Below are 14083 nucleotides of genomic sequence, written 5' to 3' on the forward strand. Positions count from 1 at the left end.
GACCTTCCCCTGCTCATCGACACTTCGGATCAGCCACTTCCCGGACCCGCAGACAAGACGCTACGCCAGACCGGTTGACAACAGAAGGGAGCCGGTATGACGCTCGGGCCGAACCCGATTCAGTCGTCGAGGGCCTCACGTACAGAACTCTTCAATCTAAGAGGGGTTTCCCAGCCGAGGAGTTCTCCGGCGGCCGCCAGTGTCCCCGCTCGTTTGGCATCCCGATCGAGCCGATCAAGAGCTTGGCCCGCGTGGAGGAGGATCATCGCGGCGCTGAACCACCAAGACAAATAGGCTTGCACGTCGGCTGCAGCTGGGGTTGCGAGAAGATGTTCGTCACCACTGGGTGCGAACATGTTGATGACCGAACCGGAAGGGTGTGCGTAGGAAGAGAGCAACCGGAACTGCTGGTAAAGCCAAACCGGCTCCGGCTCAAGTGCATCACACATCTCATTGAACCGACGCGACTGTGCTTGCGCCTCTTTGGTCACGTCTTCCTTCGTAAGGCGCTCGGTCGGCTCGGGAAACGTCTCGAGCACCTCCTCGAACAAGCCAGTTTCGAGCAAACCTGTCCGCAGGTTCTTCACGCCACGCAGCATCTCTAGCTCCAGCGCCTTAGCAGCTTCCGGAGAGTCGGCAGCCCAAACGGCCGTGACGGCTGACTCGTAAGCGACGCGGAGAAGGGGTACCGCGGCCGCATAGTCTCTTTCGTGCAACAAGCGGCAGGCAGTGCCGACGAGATGATGTGCATGTGCGACGAACGCAAACGCAGTTGCAAAGCGGACGGGGTCGACGTCCTGATCGTCCCGGCCAAGACTCATCGATCCGTCGGCCGAGGCCAGCGTCGTATGCCAGTCGTTCAGGAGATCGGCGCACAGTGCGCGCAGCGTGGCCTCGTTCGGAACCGTTGACTCCGTCGCCAAACGGATCGCCCCCTTGGTAGTGCGGACGTCGGACTAGCGCCAGGAGTGGCGAAGCGACAGATGGCCTTCTCCAGCCTAGTAGACCGACTGACCATCAAGTGTGGTGGATAGACGCAACTTCGGAGCGTTGGCGTTCGAGGGTCTTCTCGGGTCACGATGTCCTGCCTGATGATCGCGTGATCAGTCTCGTCTTCGTCCAGCCACCAGACTGGCGTGGCCTCTAGTACGTCTCCTTGCGGGCGGTCGTGCTGGCCACGCCGGGTGATTACAGTGGCGCTCTATAGCTCCGTGAAATGACTGTCAAGCACATGGAAGGGTGTGTCGCCCGCCGCCTGGCCGGGATCGACCGCGTACTACTGGGGCTTGAGGACACACGTGGGACTGGAGTGGCGATCCAGTTGCCACCTTGCGTCCTGGTTCAGTGGATTGAACCACAAGGCTGTCGTTCGCCACTCGTATGATGAGTCTCGAAGCCGCAAAGACCCCGGTCCAAGCACAGGCTTCGGGCCGAGGTCCAGCGTTGTTATTGGCGTAACACGGTGAACCTTACTCAGGCACAGTCCGGACGCAAGCACCGGGACGCCTGTTGGTCCGAGCGTCCTGAGCTGAGCCGCAGTCAAAGCGGGAAAGCTACTACTCCACCGGAGTGTTATGACCTCGCAGGAACAGCAGAACCATGAGAACAGCGACAACTTCGACCGGCTGCTCGCCAACCGGTCCGAGATCGCGGAGTTCGTCAACTCTTTCACATCCGAGCGTGTGCAGCGGAAGGCCTTCGAGGCCATCGTCTGTTCGCTCGGTCTGGCCGACCGCGGCGTTCCCGAGACGCGGAACGTCGAAGGGCTCCGCATTATCACGCCGCCGGACCTGGGCGCCGACGTCGACCCTGGCGAGGACGAGGCGGAGGAGTCGGATGGCGGTGGGGGCCGTCGCCGCCGGGTTCGGAGCAGCTCGAAGAAGTCGTTCACGATCACCCGTGGGCTGAACTTCGCTCCCAAGGGTCACCCGACCTTCGAGAACTACATCGCCGAGAAGGCGCCGAAGAACAACGACGAAAAGTCCCTTATCGCCTGCTACTACCTCAGCGAGATGATGGGCCTCTCCGAGGTCGGCATCGGTGACATCCTCGCCGCCTACCAGGCAGCGGGCTGGAGTGCCCCCGCCCACCCGGACAAGACTCTGCGCAGCAACGCGAGCCGGACCGGCTGGATCGACACGGCCAGCACCAAGGCGATCAAGGTCGTCTGGAAGGGCGAGAACTACCTCTCGACCAAGATGCCCTCGGAGGCGAAGAAGACCGGCTGAGGTGACGCTCGACGCCAAGCAGGCCCTGGGGCGTCTGCCCCAGGGCCTGCGCGACGAACTACTGCAGGCGTATGACGAGATCGTGCGAAACTACCGCGAGCGGCGCTGGAAGGCGTCGGAACTGGATGCGGGCTGGTTCTGCGAGATCGTTTTCACGATCTTGGAGGGCCACCTCAACGGCGACAACTACGCCAACAAGGCGAACAAGCCGTCGCGTTTCAACGACGCGTGCAAGAAGTTGGAGAACGCTCCCGTTACCTACTCCGACTCTGTCCGACTGACGATCCCACGTGTGCTGGTCGGGCTATACGACGTACGCAACCGACGGGGCGTCGGCCACGTGGGAGGCGAGGTCAACGCGAACCACATGGACGCGACGTTCCTCCTGCACTCGTGCCAGTGGGTGATGGCCGAGTTGGTGCGGATATTCCACGACACCGACGTCGAAACGGCCACCGCACTCGTGGACGCGCTGGTAGACAGGAAGCTCCCGATGATCTGGGAGGTAGGAGAGGTGCGCCGCCTGCTTGAGACCGGCCTCTCAGACCGCGACGCCGTGCTGCTCCTGCTCTACAGCGAGCCAAAGGGCGCGACCGACAAACGGCTCGCCGACCATCTCGAGAAGCTGCCCGGAAACCTGCGGCGCGCGCTGAGAAGGTTGCACGAGGAGCGCTTCATTGAGTTCAAGAAGGCGGGCGACGCCGCACGGATCTCGCCGAAGGGGGAGAAGTACGTCGAAGAGACCCTGTTGCCAAAGACGGCATCCTGAGGCTGGCCGCTGAGGGGCGTCTTGGTGGGCGAAGTTGACGTGCGCGTGCTGAGTGTTCAGACGCCGGCGACGTAGGCGGTGAGGAAGTGGACTCCGTGGCGGTCGAGGTTCCCGCGGGCGCGGTCATAGTGCTCGGTGGTTCTGGGGTCCGCGTGCCGGGCCAGGATCTGGGCGTCACGGAGCGGGACACCGGCGTCGAGGGCGTTGGTGATCGCTGCGTGCCGTAACGAGTGCGGGCTGATGTGCCGCGTTATCCCCGCGGCTTTCGCGACCCGCGTGACCATCCGGTAGGCATCGCGACGGTCGATCGGCTTGCCCGACACCGGCCGCAGGATCAGCCGACCGGTCTTCCGTTCGCCCCGGCAAGCCTCCAGGACGCGGAGGACCGGGACGGTCAGCGGCATGGTCGCGGGCTTGTCGCCCTTGCCGACCAGGTGCAGCACGCGGTGGCCCCGCAGTGTCTCGGCGTAGTCTTCGATCCGGACCGCTGCCGCCTCGGAGGCACGTAGCGCGTTGATGCCCAACAGGTAGGCCAGGGCGCCGTGGTGGACGGTGATGGTCTGGGCGATTTGAAGGAAGCGGATCAGTTCGAGTCGGTCGAGGCCTTGGGTTCGGGATTCGTCCGTGTGCGCCTTGGGCAGCCGTGCGTAGACGGCGGGGTCGGCCGGAATCAGGCCGTCGATGTGGCGAAGCGGAAGTAGCCACGGAGCCCGTGCATCATCGTGTTGATCGAGGACGCCATGAGACCGGCTTCACCCAGGTTGCGGATGTAGAGCTCGACGTGGGCACGTTGGATCCCGGTCAGCGGGTCCAGCCCGTTGGTCTGGCACCACGTGAACCAGCGGCGCAGCTGGTAGGAGTAGAGCTCGTGGGTATGGCCCGAGTAGCGGGCTAGGAACGAGACCGCGGCCAGCTCGGCGGTCGTCATCGACAGGGGCTGGAACGGCAGGAGCTTCGATGTGGTGGACATGCGACACCTCACGCGACGACCCAAGCGAGGCCTGGCCATGCTCGCCGCCAACACGGCGAGGCGCTCGGACAGAGCAACGCTAACGACGTTGGGACCAACGCCGCTGGCTGCAGAAACACGCGGATCTCAACCGTCTTGGCCATCTCTGCGCGAGAATGAAGCCATGGTGCCGGATGAGTCCGATTCGACTGGGAGCGCGGTTCGGGAGGTTGGCAGCAAGGCGATTGCTGCGATGGTCGGCGCAAGCGTCGGCGGGGTGCCCGGCGCCGTGGTCGCTGTTGCTCTCGAGCCCATCTTCATCGAACTGGCTGCTCGCTCGTGGGACGAGTTGAGCGACGTTCGTCGGAGGTCGGCGGGCCTGATGATTCAAAGGGCAAGCCAGAGCCTTCGTGTCGGTCCAGCCGACGTAACGGATGCGGCCTTCACCACGGACGCGAAGTCGCAATTGTTCGCCGAAGCGCTTCAAGCTGCAGCCTTCACCGCCAATCAGTCCAAGATCGACGCTCTGGGTCGTGCGTTGGCGAACGGGTTGGCCGGTGATGGGGCGCGCGTGGACGAGGAACGGCTGATCGTCGCAGGATTGTCCGGTCTTGAAGAGCCGCACATCCGAGTGCTGGTCAACCTGCCCCGTCAGCGCCCGCGGCCGATGACAACCCCGACATCGTCGGCTCGAGGCGCGGGCGGCAGGCGTGGCGCACTGTTGGCGGCGGTTGCCGAGCGCGCGGGACTCAGCACCAAGGGAGCCATCAACGTAATGGCCGAGCTGGTTCGCACCGGAATGGCGAGTCAAGACGGGTACGGCAGTGAACAGCGACACGATCGCTTGATAATTGAGCTTCAGGATGAGGTTGCGAAACTTCAGTGGATCGTCGACAACCTCGGCAAGAGGCCCCCGAGCAATCGACGGCCGAAGGCGCTCAAGAAGCCTGGGTCCCCAATTGAGTCCGGATATGGGAGGACCCAGTTCGGGGATCAGTGCCTCGAGTACTTGGAAGTCTCGGCTCCCGACATCGAATATCCGGAGGTGGCTGAAGATGACAGACCTGACCTCGATGTCTAGCGATCCGTTGACTGCTCGCTCTGGCGCCATCGGGTACGGTCTAGATCGAATATGTTCGGTCGTGCCTGCCTCCACGTAACGACGAATTAATGACCTCCCTACCGTGGCGCTGTCGTCCCTTAGATCGCGGCGTCTAGCTCTCGCGAAGGTTGGCCAGGCGTTGCCGGGCCTTCTCGGACAGGATAGTCGGAAATCTCTCGTCGACGAACTCCAAGAACTGTTGTTCGCCTGCCTGCTGATCGTTACCGTAAGAGTCCTTTGTCGGTAGGTCGAGCAATCGATCGAGATCTTCCCGTGTGAGTTGATCGGTAACCAGCTCGAGTTGCATCCATATGACATTGCTATGATCGAAACTGTGCGTGAAGTCAGCCTCGCCGAGCCACTTCTCCTTCAGGGCCTTGCGAACTGGTGCTGACGTTAGGCCGATCGGAAGATCGAGTTTTTGGAGCCAATGGCCGCCCTCGAAGTCGCGATAAAACGCCGACGCTGTTCGATAAGAGCGCCGCTTCTGGCGGACAAATTCCTCGATCTCGTGAATGGTGTCTTCGCTTACGTACCTAGTCACGAGGTCGTACGCGAGACTCGCGAGAGCGATGTAATGGAGGGCAAGGTTGGGCTCCAGGGGGCTGGCGGGCGTGTGCGCCTTTTCGTTGCGTAGGTGCTGAACCCCTAGGTGCAGGTATCCCACTCCGCGGAAGAAGTCTGCTTCGGCGGCGTCAGTTGCCTTCGCCTTTCCGAACAAGGCTCCATAGTGCGCATCGTTCTGAGCGCTGTTATTGAAGATGTCGGACGCTTTCTCCTTTCCCGTCAGGTCACGCAACTTCTCTCGAACTAGTTTGTAGGACTCCTCGACGGCGTGATAGTAATCGCCACTTCTGAGGTATGGGCTGATATGGCTGTAGAGTTCCTCGTGGATAACAATTGAGATCAGGTTGTCGGTAACTGTCGCCTCAGTAGTGATAGCAACGGGTCCGCTGTGGACCTGCTCCTCGCTGAGCCCGTCGTTCAGTTCTTCGGTGATCTCGCGGATCCGTTGGACCTGGCCATCGCTGGCATCGTGGCGGGTTCCGTCCACTGCGTTCTTGGCGTCGATGTAGTCGGCTAGGGCATTGAGTGAGTCCCTAACTTCGACCTCCGATCCAATTTGCCAAAGGGTGCGCAGGCGATTGGCTTTCGAGGGGCCATACTCGGCGTATCTTTCTTCAAAGATGTCAATTCCCATGTCCGCGAAGAACTGCGCAAATCGAGTGTTGCTAAAGTCTAGAACGTAACCGCTACTCATTTCGAGCGCAGCCTCGAGGAAAGTCTTGTGTGCGATGGTAAGTCTGCTCATCCTTCCTTGTTTCGCCTCATGTCGTGGGGTCCGCTTTCGCGGGCCGCCTCCTGCGGAATGCGGTCCACCACAGATACAATGGCATAAGGTCCGAGCTTATGCACCCGAGTGCAACACCTACGTCCCGAATCGGAAGGTGTGCCGCAAGCAGATGACGCAGCCGATGTGGAACAGACGGTCCATCAGGCGAAGGGAGGCCCCGCGTGAATGTGGTCGCTCTTCGCTGGCAAGGCCAGTGGGGCGATGCGCACGCGTCATTCTGGGCGATAAGGGGCGGCTTGATCGTCTCTCTCGTCACTCGCAGGAACGTCCCCAGGTGATGGCCGCGAGCACGGCCGGCTCAAGGGCGTCGGCGAGAGGGATGTCTGGGTGGGCACCGAGGGCGCTGTTGATGCCGGAGAAAGCCGTACGCAGCCCGGCGTACACGGTCAGGGCCACGATCTGAGCTCTTCGACCCCTGCATCTCGCAGGCGCTGGATGTCTTGTGGTGCGCTGCTGCCGGGGGAGCGGGCGACAGTGCGGGCCCAAGCGGCGAGGGCCCGTTCATGTTCGGTGAAGGGCTGTCCGTCGGCTGCGAGGGCGGCGATCGCGGTCTGCGGGTCGGACCAGTTGGTCAGGCGTTTGCTCCAGACGTCAGCGCAGTAGGAGTCTCCGACTGCTGCTGCCTGCGAGATCACGACCATGGCCTTGTCCCTCGGGGACAGCCCAGCGGCTTCGGCCGTGGCCTCGAACAGCCTCATGAGCTGTTCCTTCGCCTCCGGATGATGTGCCCACACCCGGGTGAGGTTCCAGACCTAGCCGTCGTCGGCGAGGTCCTGGGCGTACAGCTTCTTCTGCCCGGGACTCGGCGCAGGTTCCTCCAAGAAGGTCACGTACTCAGCACAAGGGCAGCTCACCGACCTCGCGCCGGGTTCGGGATACACGTCCCTGGTGTTGGGGATGGATCCGACACAGGGTCGGTCATTCGTACCGCGTAGCGGCGCGGAGACCGTCTCGTACAACCTCCCAGCCGTTGCCCACAACGCGCATGTCGCCGTTCTCCGCGTAGATGCCGCCAGAGTCATCCAGCCATGCGGCGAAGGCCTCGAGGTACTCATGGAGCTCTGCGTTGGGCCATGGCGCGCCCGACGCCGACTCCAACGCCAACTCGCGCGCGGTCTCTACGACAGCGTTCCGTCCCCCGGCGATTGACGCGGAAGGGCACCCGCCCGCCTCGCATTCCGCGTCGACATCAACGTCGCCGTGTTCGAACTCGTAGTGGAAACAGACGTAGTGCATCTGCTCGAAGGTCTCGAAGTCTGTCGCGCTCGAACTCGCCGCCCTGCCGCAGCGTCGACAGATCTGGGCCATGGACCAAGGATGTCACCTGACCCGAGAAACCGTGTAGCACCTGCCCGGAGACGTACGTGACGATGGCTGTTCCGGGCCTAGTCTGATCGAAGGAGGCGCGATATGAGTCGTACGTCGTTCGTGAGCAGGCTTCGGGACCAGGTCATCCGGCCGCTCATTCACAGCGCGCTGACAGAGCATGAGATCCCCGAGGTCACCGTCGCTGTCGTGACCGGGACGGAGCACGACAGTTCCCTGCGGGATCCGAGGGAGCCATATTGGACGTTTCCCGACGATGGGGACGATGGGCACGAGTACGTGTGGGTGCACGCCACCTATCAGCCTACGAACGAGGCAGCGGAGTGGAGGTTGGGGCGCACGGCGGATCTCCATGAATCGTCCGAGTTGGTCGACGCGCTCCAGGAGCTGGGCTCGCGTGTCGAGGACTGGCTGTGCGAGACGTCGTTCGCATGGGGAGAGGAGCGCCATACCCGGCGCTTGGGGTTCGGAGATCTGCCTGAGTGGACGATCACCGGAGCCTGACAGCCTCACCGTAAATCGAGCAGTTCTCGGATGTCCTCCTCCGCGAACTCGACCTCGTCGGGCTCGAGGTCACGATCGCCGAACAGGGTGCCGGTTGCAGTGCGTGCCCAATCGACAATGGCGTCGACCCCGACGTCCGCGTCCGAGATGCTTCCAGGGTCGACGTCGGGGTCGAGGAGCGTGGAGGCGTGTCTGTTGAGAACGGCGTGCTCGTCGGGGGCAAGGTTCCTGTGATACCGGCGTAGGAGTCGGGCCAGCTGACCGAACGTGTTGACTCGATGGCTGTACTGGACGAGCGCGACCAGCTCGTGCATGTCCCAGTTGTTGAGTCTCGACTTCCGGGATATCCGTCGTCGGGCCCAGGCGAAGAACTCCTGCTGTTGGGTGCTGTCGCCCAGCTCCGCGATCGCGGTCGCTGCCAGAAGACTCACCTCGCCGGAGCGATCTCGGAGCGCGGTGACGAACGTGGCCATGCCGTCGGCGGCGTACCGCACTCGGAGCGTTAAGAGACCTGCAGCCCGGCACGACGCCTTCTTGCTGGAGAGTGCCTCGTCGACCAAGAAGCTCAGCGGCGGCAGGTCGCCGCTGGTGCAGCTCAGGTACCGGACAAGGGGGTCTCGCCGCCAGTCCGTGGGATCCGGCAGCCGCTCCATGATCTCCGCTGTTGTGATCGAGACATCCATGGCGATCTCAGCTCAGTTGTCGACGAGGAGATGTCATAATGCATCGCCAGATCGTCCTGCCCGTGGCGATGCCTCGAAACGCCCCAGAACTCAGCAGCCAGGGGACGGCCCGGCGCACGTACGCTCGCGCCTTCAGGCGTACGGCCGGATGGCGTCGATGATGCGGGACCAGTTCTCGGCGCCGTACCCACGCGACCGGGCCCAGGCTCGAATCGAGCTGGCTGTGAAGGCCGCGGAGACGTTCTTGGACGAGATCGACGGCGATGGCCCTGAACGCTGGTAGCGCAACGGTCACCTCAATGGATCGGGTGAGGGTAGTACTCACGCTGCGGCGGACCGAACGCGAGTCCGTTCTCATCCAGATTGTTCTGGATAACGAGGTAATCCTCGCCGAACCCGATGCCGACGGCGACCATGCCATTCGCCATGTCGTCTCCTCGATACTCCAACAGGTCCACGGCGGTGACGGTTCGTGCGTGCAGCCGAGCTAGTTCGGCAACGGCGTCGTCGCGCCAAGCGAGGTCGAAGTCCGGGTAGGGAACCTGCCGGAACGGATCGATTGTGTTCCACGTGATCGACAGCTCATCGAACTTCTGATGTTGGATCTCCAACTGCTCGCCGGCAAAGTCGAGCACGACCGGGGCGTCGGCGAACCACTCGTCATCCGTCCGCTCCCACAGGAGCCAAGATCGAGTGAGGGATAGACCGCGAAGACGTCCGAGGCGTCTTCCGTTCGCGAGCTTGATGGCACGTAGGCCGCTGCGCCACGACGGCTGGTAGCTGGCGATGTTGAAGTAGTAGTCCTCGTGGCGTGGATCTGGCTGACTCAAGCCGAAGCTCCGATTCGTGCGGCGATGTCGGACGGCAACCCGTAGGGCTTCTCGGCGGGATGCGGCTGTTCGCCCGAGCGGATGGCGGGCAGCTGGGCGGTGATGTCATCGATGCCGACAATCCAGTCGTCGACGTACGCCGGGACGACCTCGGGGCCGAGGCCGATCTGCAGCGAGCGGTGGGGGAGCGCGGCGCTGGAGGGGGTGCGTTCGGGGTCCCACTGGATGCGGACTGGGCTGCGGCGGAGCGCGTTACGCCAGGCGTCGTGGTCCGCGTGATGATCACGGTCGAAGTGGGAGAGGCATGCCTGGCTCAGGGCTGACTCGAAGCCGATGCGGGTGATGCGTACAGCTAGGACGCGTTCCTGGCCCGGTTTGGTCGCCCAGCCGCAGCGGTACATCATCCACAGGAACGACGGTTTGATCCACGTCATCCTGGTGAGGCTGAACGGTGGCACGAAGGTGCCGGCGGCGACGGCCGGGTCGGCGATCGCGGGGGAGTAGGCCTGGTAGACGGTGATGGTCTCGGTGTCGTACGTGGCTCTGATCTGGTGTTTCGGAATGCTCATTCTGCCTAGAGTTTCGCGGTCCGCCGCGTCGACATGCAACGGGTTATGGGCCGTCGACTCGCCACTGTCTGCTTCTCATCGACGGCTTGCCCTGTTGCTCACGCATGGTGGGCTTGTACGAAGCACGCCACCTTGTTGGCGGCGATGTGAACCGCCCAAGCGCCGGTTGTCGGCGTCATCCTGAGGCCCGTTCCCGGCTGGTGGCCGCTCGTAGTTCCGGATCGATGGCCTACGCGAGGGCGATGTCTGGGCGGGCGCCGAGGGCACTGTCGATGCTGGAGAGGGCCATGCTCAGCCCGGCGTATACGGTCAGGGCAACGATCTGTGGCTCCTGGAACCCTGCGTCGCGTAGACGCTGGATGTCTTGCGGTGTGCTGCGGCCGGTGGTGCGGGCCCAGGCGGCGAGGGCTTGCTCGCGTCCGCTGAACGGTGTTCCGCTGGCGGTGAGCGCGGTGATCGCGGGCAGTAGGTCGGCCCGGTGGGTCGGGCGTTCGCTTCGCGCGACGGCACGGTCGGAGCCACGGACCGCTGCTGCTTGCGCTAGCGCGATCACGGCTTTGTCGCGCGGGGTCAGCCGTGCTGCATCGGCCGATGCCTCGATCAGTCCCACCAGCTGGTCCTTCGTCTCCTGCTGGTGTGCCCACGCCCGGGTGAGGTCCCAGACGTAGCCGTCGTCGGCAAGGTCGTCGTACAGCTTCTGCTGCCAAGCGCTCAGTGCAGCTTCCCCCATGATCGTCATGCACCCAGGACAGCGGCGGCCTGTTCACCTCGGGCTGCATCAGGGAGGTACGTCCCCCAAGTTGGGGATGGCCACGGTCGTCGAGGTGAGGGTGAACGACGGGCGCTTGGTCGAGTCTGAGACCGAGCACGGCCTGGACCGCCGGATGTTCGGGGAGTTCGTCGGCTCGGCGGTGAGCGTGTAGGTCCTGATCATGCAGCTCCTATGTGCGGGGCGCGGTCCGGATATCTGGGCGCTCGAAGACCCGTGCCAAGGGGCTAGCGGACGCAAAGACTTCAGATGTCTCGGCCGCCGCGCCGGTGCTGAGCCTGTAGATCGTTACGACGCACCCAATGCTCATTGTGCTGACCACAATGCGCTGTACGATGGTCAATGTAATGACCATTACAACGTCAAGGTGAATGTCCATGCCGAAGCGCCCATTGTCTGCGAAGTCGCGGCGTACAGCCCGCACGCTAGGAGAGTACGTCTCTACGTTCCGCCGTCTGCAAGGCCTGACGGCAGAACAGGTAGCCGACCGTGCCGGCATCACCCGAAACACGCTCCGAAAGCTCGAGCAGGGAGACGCCAGCGTCGGTCTCGACGTGTTCCTAGAAGTCTGCCGTGTCCTTGGGGTGCTCGACTTTGTCACTGAAGGAATGAACCCCTACGAGACGGCACTGGGCCAGTCGCTGGCTGAACAGAACCTTGCCCTGCCCAAGCGGGTGCGCCGATGAGACGAAGCGTCGACGTGTACACAGGACTGCCAATCGCGGCAGGGCATGCTGGGCGCGAAGAGGTCCGAGTCGGGCGAGCGTTCTTCGCAGTCAGCCGGCGAGGTGTGGCCACAACGTTCCGGTACGAGTCTGCATACCTGGCGCACAAGCGGGCGTTTCCGCTGGACCCAGCGTTGCCGCTGTTCGAAGGAGCGCACGCGATCGCAGACGGGCTCCCGTACTGCTTCACCGACTGCGCTCCTGACCGCTGGGGCAGGAACCTGATTCGTAAACGGTTGCAGGCCGCTGACGCCGACGCTGGGCGAACCCGTCGTGACGTCACGGAGGTCGACTACCTGCTAGGTGTCACCGACCTCACCAGACAGGGGGCACTTCGGTTCACCGACACCGACAGCGGCACAGAAGGTCCGTTCCTCGCCGATGACCCTGACGTGCCAAAGCTGTTGGAGCTACCCCGGCTCTTGCATGCCGCAGAACAGGTCGAGCTCGATGATGACGACCTGTCAGCAGTCAAGGAGCTCTTGGACGCGGGTACAGGGTCGCTCGGTGGCGCGCGACCGAAGGCGTCGGTGCGTGACGGCGACCGGATCCTGATTGCGAAGTTCGCAAGCCCCAAAGACGACTGGGATGTCATCGCCTGGGAGAAGACAGCCCTCGATCTCGCCGAGAGCGCAGGGCTTCGGGTGCCTCGGCGTCGTCTGCAGCGCGTCAACGGGAAGGCGGTCTTGCTGTTGGACCGGTTCGACCGGGCAGATGACGGCAGTCGTATCCCGTACATGTCGGCCATGAGCCTGCTCGAGGCACGAGATGGTGAGAGCAGCGAGTACGACTACGTCGACATCGCAGAGGCCTTGGCCGAACACGGCGACGTCACCATCGCCGAAGACCTACGCGAGCTGTGGCGTCGAGTCGCTTTCTCGGTCGCAATCCACAACACCGACGACCACCTCCGTAATCACGGGTTCCTGCGCGGGCAGGCGGGTTGGACGTTGTCTCCGGTCTTCGACGTCAACCCCAATCCCGACATCGCCAAGGAACGCGAAATAGGTATCGGGTCCGCGCACGCCAGAGACGAAGAGCTCGAAGGACTGAAGGCCTCCGCTGCGACCTTCGGTCTCAAGGACGAACGCGCTACCGAAGTGTTGGACGAAGTGTTCGCTGCGACCGCGAACTGGCGTCAGGTTGCAGCCGGCAACGGCATCGCCGAACGTGAGATGAACCGTATGGCCGACGCGTTCGACGGGTTGCGCGCCGCGGTCGGCTGAACGGCAAAGCAGGCGGCGGGATCGTCGCAGGAATGGCAGCATGGGCACCCCGTCACCAGGAGGCCGCATGCCCACCACCGCCACATTCGTCTCACCGACCGACGGCACTGAGCTCTTGACCCGGACGTGGGGGGAGGAGCTGTCCGCGCCGCGGGGCGTTGTCCAGGTTGCCCACGGCATCGCCGAGCACGGGCAGCGCTACGACCGGCTCGCTCGGGCTCTCGTCGCGGCTGGGTATGTCGTGCGGGCGGTCGACCACCGCGGGCACGGCGGGTCCGTCGCGTCGGCCGACCAGCTCGGTCACTTCGACTTCGAGGCGCTGGTGGCCGACGTCGCGGCCATGGGTGCCTCGCTGCGCGATGAATTCTCCGGGATCCCGGTGTTCCTGGTTGCCCACTCGATGGGGTCCTTTGCGGCGCAGACGGTGATCTTGGACCGGTCCGACCTGTACGACGGCGTGGTGCTGTCGGGCTCGACCGCCCTCGACGTACTCGCTGGTGCGCTCTCGAGCGCCGAGGGTCCGGTCGGGCTGGAGGCGTTCAACGCCGGGTTCGAGCAGCGGACCGGGTTCGAGTGGCTCTCGCGCGATGAGGCCGAGGTCGATGCGTACGTCGCAGACCCGTTGTCCGGGTTCGATCTGCCCGACACCGCCGTGCCTCAGCTGTTCGCCGGCGCCGAGCGTCTCGCCGACCCGGCAGCCATCGGTGGGATCCGCTCCGATCTGCCGATTCTCGTCGTCTCCGGCGACGCCGACCCGCTTGCCGGAGGTGGCGCTCTGGTCGAGCTGCTGGGGCAGCGTTACCGCGAGGCCGGGTTGAAGGATGTGACGGTGACGCTCTACCCCGGGGCGCGCCACGAGATCTTCAACGAGACCAACCGCGACGCGATCACCGCCGACGTGATCGACTGGCTCACGGCTCATTCCTGACTGCGGGCGGCCTCATCCCGCTTCCGCCGCTCCTCGGTCAGGTCGAACCCCGGCCGAAACACCTGCCCAAGTGCCGTACTCCCGAGTCCTTCCACACGAGGCCCAGAGCGCCGTACGTCCG

19 protein-coding genes are annotated in these 14083 nt (G+C 63.8%); 7 read left to right on the top strand and 12 right to left on the bottom strand.

The window, feature by feature from the left end; translation table 11 throughout:
• Positions 1-119: 119 nt before the first annotated feature.
• Positions 120-923, bottom strand: coding sequence for a DUF5677 domain-containing protein (locus tag ACIA03_RS29755; protein WP_396989116.1), 804 nt, complete (start codon positions 921-923; stop codon positions 120-122).
• A 651-nt stretch (positions 924-1574) separates the two neighbouring features.
• Between ACIA03_RS29755 and ACIA03_RS29760 the strand changes: the two genes are divergently transcribed.
• The gene (locus ACIA03_RS29760) at positions 1575-2228 is read left to right on the top strand and encodes a hypothetical protein (protein WP_396989117.1); all 654 of its coding nucleotides are present in this window, start codon (positions 1575-1577) and stop codon (positions 2226-2228) included.
• Position 2229: 1 nt separating this feature from the next.
• Positions 2230-2997: a hypothetical protein gene (locus tag ACIA03_RS29765; protein ID WP_396989118.1), complete on the top strand. Its 768-nt coding sequence runs from the start codon at positions 2230-2232 to the stop codon at positions 2995-2997.
• 56 nt (positions 2998-3053) lie between these two features.
• Here the strand turns inward: ACIA03_RS29765 and ACIA03_RS29770 are convergent, their stop codons facing one another.
• Both ACIA03_RS29770 and ACIA03_RS29775 read right to left on the bottom strand, forming a co-directional pair.
• Positions 3054-3680 carry a tyrosine-type recombinase/integrase gene (locus ACIA03_RS29770; protein WP_396989163.1) on the bottom strand — a complete coding sequence of 209 codons (627 nt, stop codon included), beginning with the start codon at positions 3678-3680 and terminating at the stop codon, positions 3054-3056.
• Positions 3668-3967 (bottom strand): site-specific integrase, encoded by a 300-nt coding sequence (locus ACIA03_RS29775; RefSeq protein ID WP_396989119.1) that lies wholly within the window; start codon positions 3965-3967, stop codon positions 3668-3670. The genes ACIA03_RS29770 and ACIA03_RS29775 overlap by 13 nt, the downstream gene beginning before the upstream one ends.
• A gap of 163 nt (positions 3968-4130) precedes the next feature.
• On the opposite strand from ACIA03_RS29775, the gene ACIA03_RS29780 reads away from it, so the two are divergent.
• Complete coding sequence (locus ACIA03_RS29780; RefSeq protein WP_396989120.1) at positions 4131-5027, top strand: hypothetical protein; 897 nt, start codon at positions 4131-4133, stop codon at positions 5025-5027.
• 133 nt (positions 5028-5160) lie between these two features.
• On the opposite strand, the gene ACIA03_RS29785 is transcribed toward ACIA03_RS29780, so the two are convergent.
• The 4 genes from ACIA03_RS29785 to ACIA03_RS29800 form a co-directional block, all read right to left on the bottom strand.
• A complete protein-coding gene (locus tag ACIA03_RS29785; RefSeq protein ID WP_396989121.1) occupies positions 5161-6360 on the bottom strand; it encodes a TIGR02391 family protein in 1200 nt (399 codons plus the stop codon).
• 294 nt (positions 6361-6654) lie between these two features.
• Positions 6655-6798, bottom strand: coding sequence for a hypothetical protein (locus tag ACIA03_RS29790; RefSeq protein ID WP_396989122.1), 144 nt, complete (start codon positions 6796-6798; stop codon positions 6655-6657).
• A complete protein-coding gene (locus ACIA03_RS29795) occupies positions 6789-7136 on the bottom strand; it encodes a carboxymuconolactone decarboxylase family protein (protein ID WP_396989123.1) in 348 nt (115 codons plus the stop codon). Before ACIA03_RS29795 ends, ACIA03_RS29790 begins: the two co-directional genes overlap by 10 nt.
• 184 nt (positions 7137-7320) lie before the next feature.
• Entirely contained in the window at positions 7321-7710 is a 390-nt protein-coding gene (locus tag ACIA03_RS29800; RefSeq protein ID WP_396989124.1) for a hypothetical protein, read from the bottom strand.
• A 102-nt stretch (positions 7711-7812) separates the two neighbouring features.
• On the opposite strand from ACIA03_RS29800, the gene ACIA03_RS29805 reads away from it, so the two are divergent.
• Entirely contained in the window at positions 7813-8232 is a 420-nt protein-coding gene (locus tag ACIA03_RS29805; protein WP_396989125.1) for a hypothetical protein, read from the top strand.
• A gap of 5 nt (positions 8233-8237) precedes the next feature.
• On the opposite strand, the gene ACIA03_RS29810 is transcribed toward ACIA03_RS29805, so the two are convergent.
• The 5 genes from ACIA03_RS29810 to ACIA03_RS29830 form a co-directional block, all read right to left on the bottom strand.
• On the bottom strand, positions 8238-8915 hold the full coding sequence (locus ACIA03_RS29810; RefSeq protein WP_396989126.1) for a hypothetical protein: 678 nt from the start codon (positions 8913-8915) through the stop codon (positions 8238-8240).
• A 296-nt stretch (positions 8916-9211) separates the two neighbouring features.
• Positions 9212-9745 (bottom strand): hypothetical protein, encoded by a 534-nt coding sequence (locus tag ACIA03_RS29815; RefSeq protein WP_396989127.1) that lies wholly within the window; start codon positions 9743-9745, stop codon positions 9212-9214.
• Entirely contained in the window at positions 9742-10314 is a 573-nt protein-coding gene (locus ACIA03_RS29820; RefSeq protein WP_396989128.1) for a DUF4291 domain-containing protein, read from the bottom strand. The genes ACIA03_RS29815 and ACIA03_RS29820 overlap by 4 nt, the downstream gene beginning before the upstream one ends.
• A 229-nt stretch (positions 10315-10543) precedes the next feature.
• Positions 10544-11053 carry a hypothetical protein gene (locus ACIA03_RS29825; RefSeq protein ID WP_396989129.1) on the bottom strand — a complete coding sequence of 170 codons (510 nt, stop codon included), beginning with the start codon at positions 11051-11053 and terminating at the stop codon, positions 10544-10546.
• Positions 11054-11092: 39 nt separating this feature from the next.
• Positions 11093-11248, bottom strand: coding sequence for a hypothetical protein (locus tag ACIA03_RS29830; RefSeq protein WP_396989130.1), 156 nt, complete (start codon positions 11246-11248; stop codon positions 11093-11095).
• Positions 11249-11460: 212 nt separating this feature from the next.
• Here ACIA03_RS29830 and ACIA03_RS29835 point away from each other — a divergent pair, with 212 nt between their 5' ends.
• The 3 genes from ACIA03_RS29835 (at position 11461) to ACIA03_RS29845 (ending at position 13962) form a co-directional block, all read left to right on the top strand.
• A complete protein-coding gene (locus ACIA03_RS29835) occupies positions 11461-11769 on the top strand; it encodes a helix-turn-helix domain-containing protein (RefSeq protein WP_396989131.1) in 309 nt (102 codons plus the stop codon).
• A gap of 104 nt (positions 11770-11873) precedes the next feature.
• Positions 11874-13034 (top strand): type II toxin-antitoxin system HipA family toxin, encoded by a 1161-nt coding sequence (locus tag ACIA03_RS29840; RefSeq protein ID WP_396989132.1) that lies wholly within the window; start codon positions 11874-11876, stop codon positions 13032-13034.
• 67 nt (positions 13035-13101) lie between these two features.
• Positions 13102-13962 (top strand): alpha/beta fold hydrolase, encoded by an 861-nt coding sequence (locus ACIA03_RS29845; protein WP_396989133.1) that lies wholly within the window; start codon positions 13102-13104, stop codon positions 13960-13962.
• Positions 13963-14083: the final 121 nt, after the last annotated feature.

The sequence above is a fragment of the Nocardioides sp. NPDC051685 genome (assembly GCF_044453405.1).
Taxonomy (GTDB): domain Bacteria; phylum Actinomycetota; class Actinomycetes; order Propionibacteriales; family Nocardioidaceae; genus Nocardioides.

Bases quoted from the DNA above. Each gene is read 5' to 3' on its own strand.
- ACIA03_RS29760 (WP_396989117.1), top strand. From the start codon at position 1,575: ATGACCTCGCAGGAACAGCAGAACCATGAGAACAGCGACAACTTCGAC.
- ACIA03_RS29775 (WP_396989119.1), bottom strand. From the start codon at position 3,967: ATGTCCACCACATCGAAGCTCCTGCCGTTCCAGCCCCTGTCGATGACG.
- ACIA03_RS29780 (WP_396989120.1), top strand. From the start codon at position 4,131: ATGGTGCCGGATGAGTCCGATTCGACTGGGAGCGCGGTTCGGGAGGTT.
- ACIA03_RS29785 (WP_396989121.1), bottom strand. From the start codon at position 6,360: ATGAGCAGACTTACCATCGCACACAAGACTTTCCTCGAGGCTGCGCTC.
- ACIA03_RS29800 (WP_396989124.1), bottom strand. From the start codon at position 7,710: ATGGCCCAGATCTGTCGACGCTGCGGCAGGGCGGCGAGTTCGAGCGCG.
- ACIA03_RS29805 (WP_396989125.1), top strand. From the start codon at position 7,813: ATGAGTCGTACGTCGTTCGTGAGCAGGCTTCGGGACCAGGTCATCCGG.
- ACIA03_RS29810 (WP_396989126.1), bottom strand. From the start codon at position 8,915: ATGGATGTCTCGATCACAACAGCGGAGATCATGGAGCGGCTGCCGGAT.
- ACIA03_RS29820 (WP_396989128.1), bottom strand. From the start codon at position 10,314: ATGAGCATTCCGAAACACCAGATCAGAGCCACGTACGACACCGAGACC.
- ACIA03_RS29825 (WP_396989129.1), bottom strand. From the start codon at position 11,053: ATGACGATCATGGGGGAAGCTGCACTGAGCGCTTGGCAGCAGAAGCTG.
- ACIA03_RS29830 (WP_396989130.1), bottom strand. From the start codon at position 11,248: ATGATCAGGACCTACACGCTCACCGCCGAGCCGACGAACTCCCCGAAC.
- ACIA03_RS29835 (WP_396989131.1), top strand. From the start codon at position 11,461: ATGCCGAAGCGCCCATTGTCTGCGAAGTCGCGGCGTACAGCCCGCACG.
- ACIA03_RS29845 (WP_396989133.1), top strand. From the start codon at position 13,102: ATGCCCACCACCGCCACATTCGTCTCACCGACCGACGGCACTGAGCTC.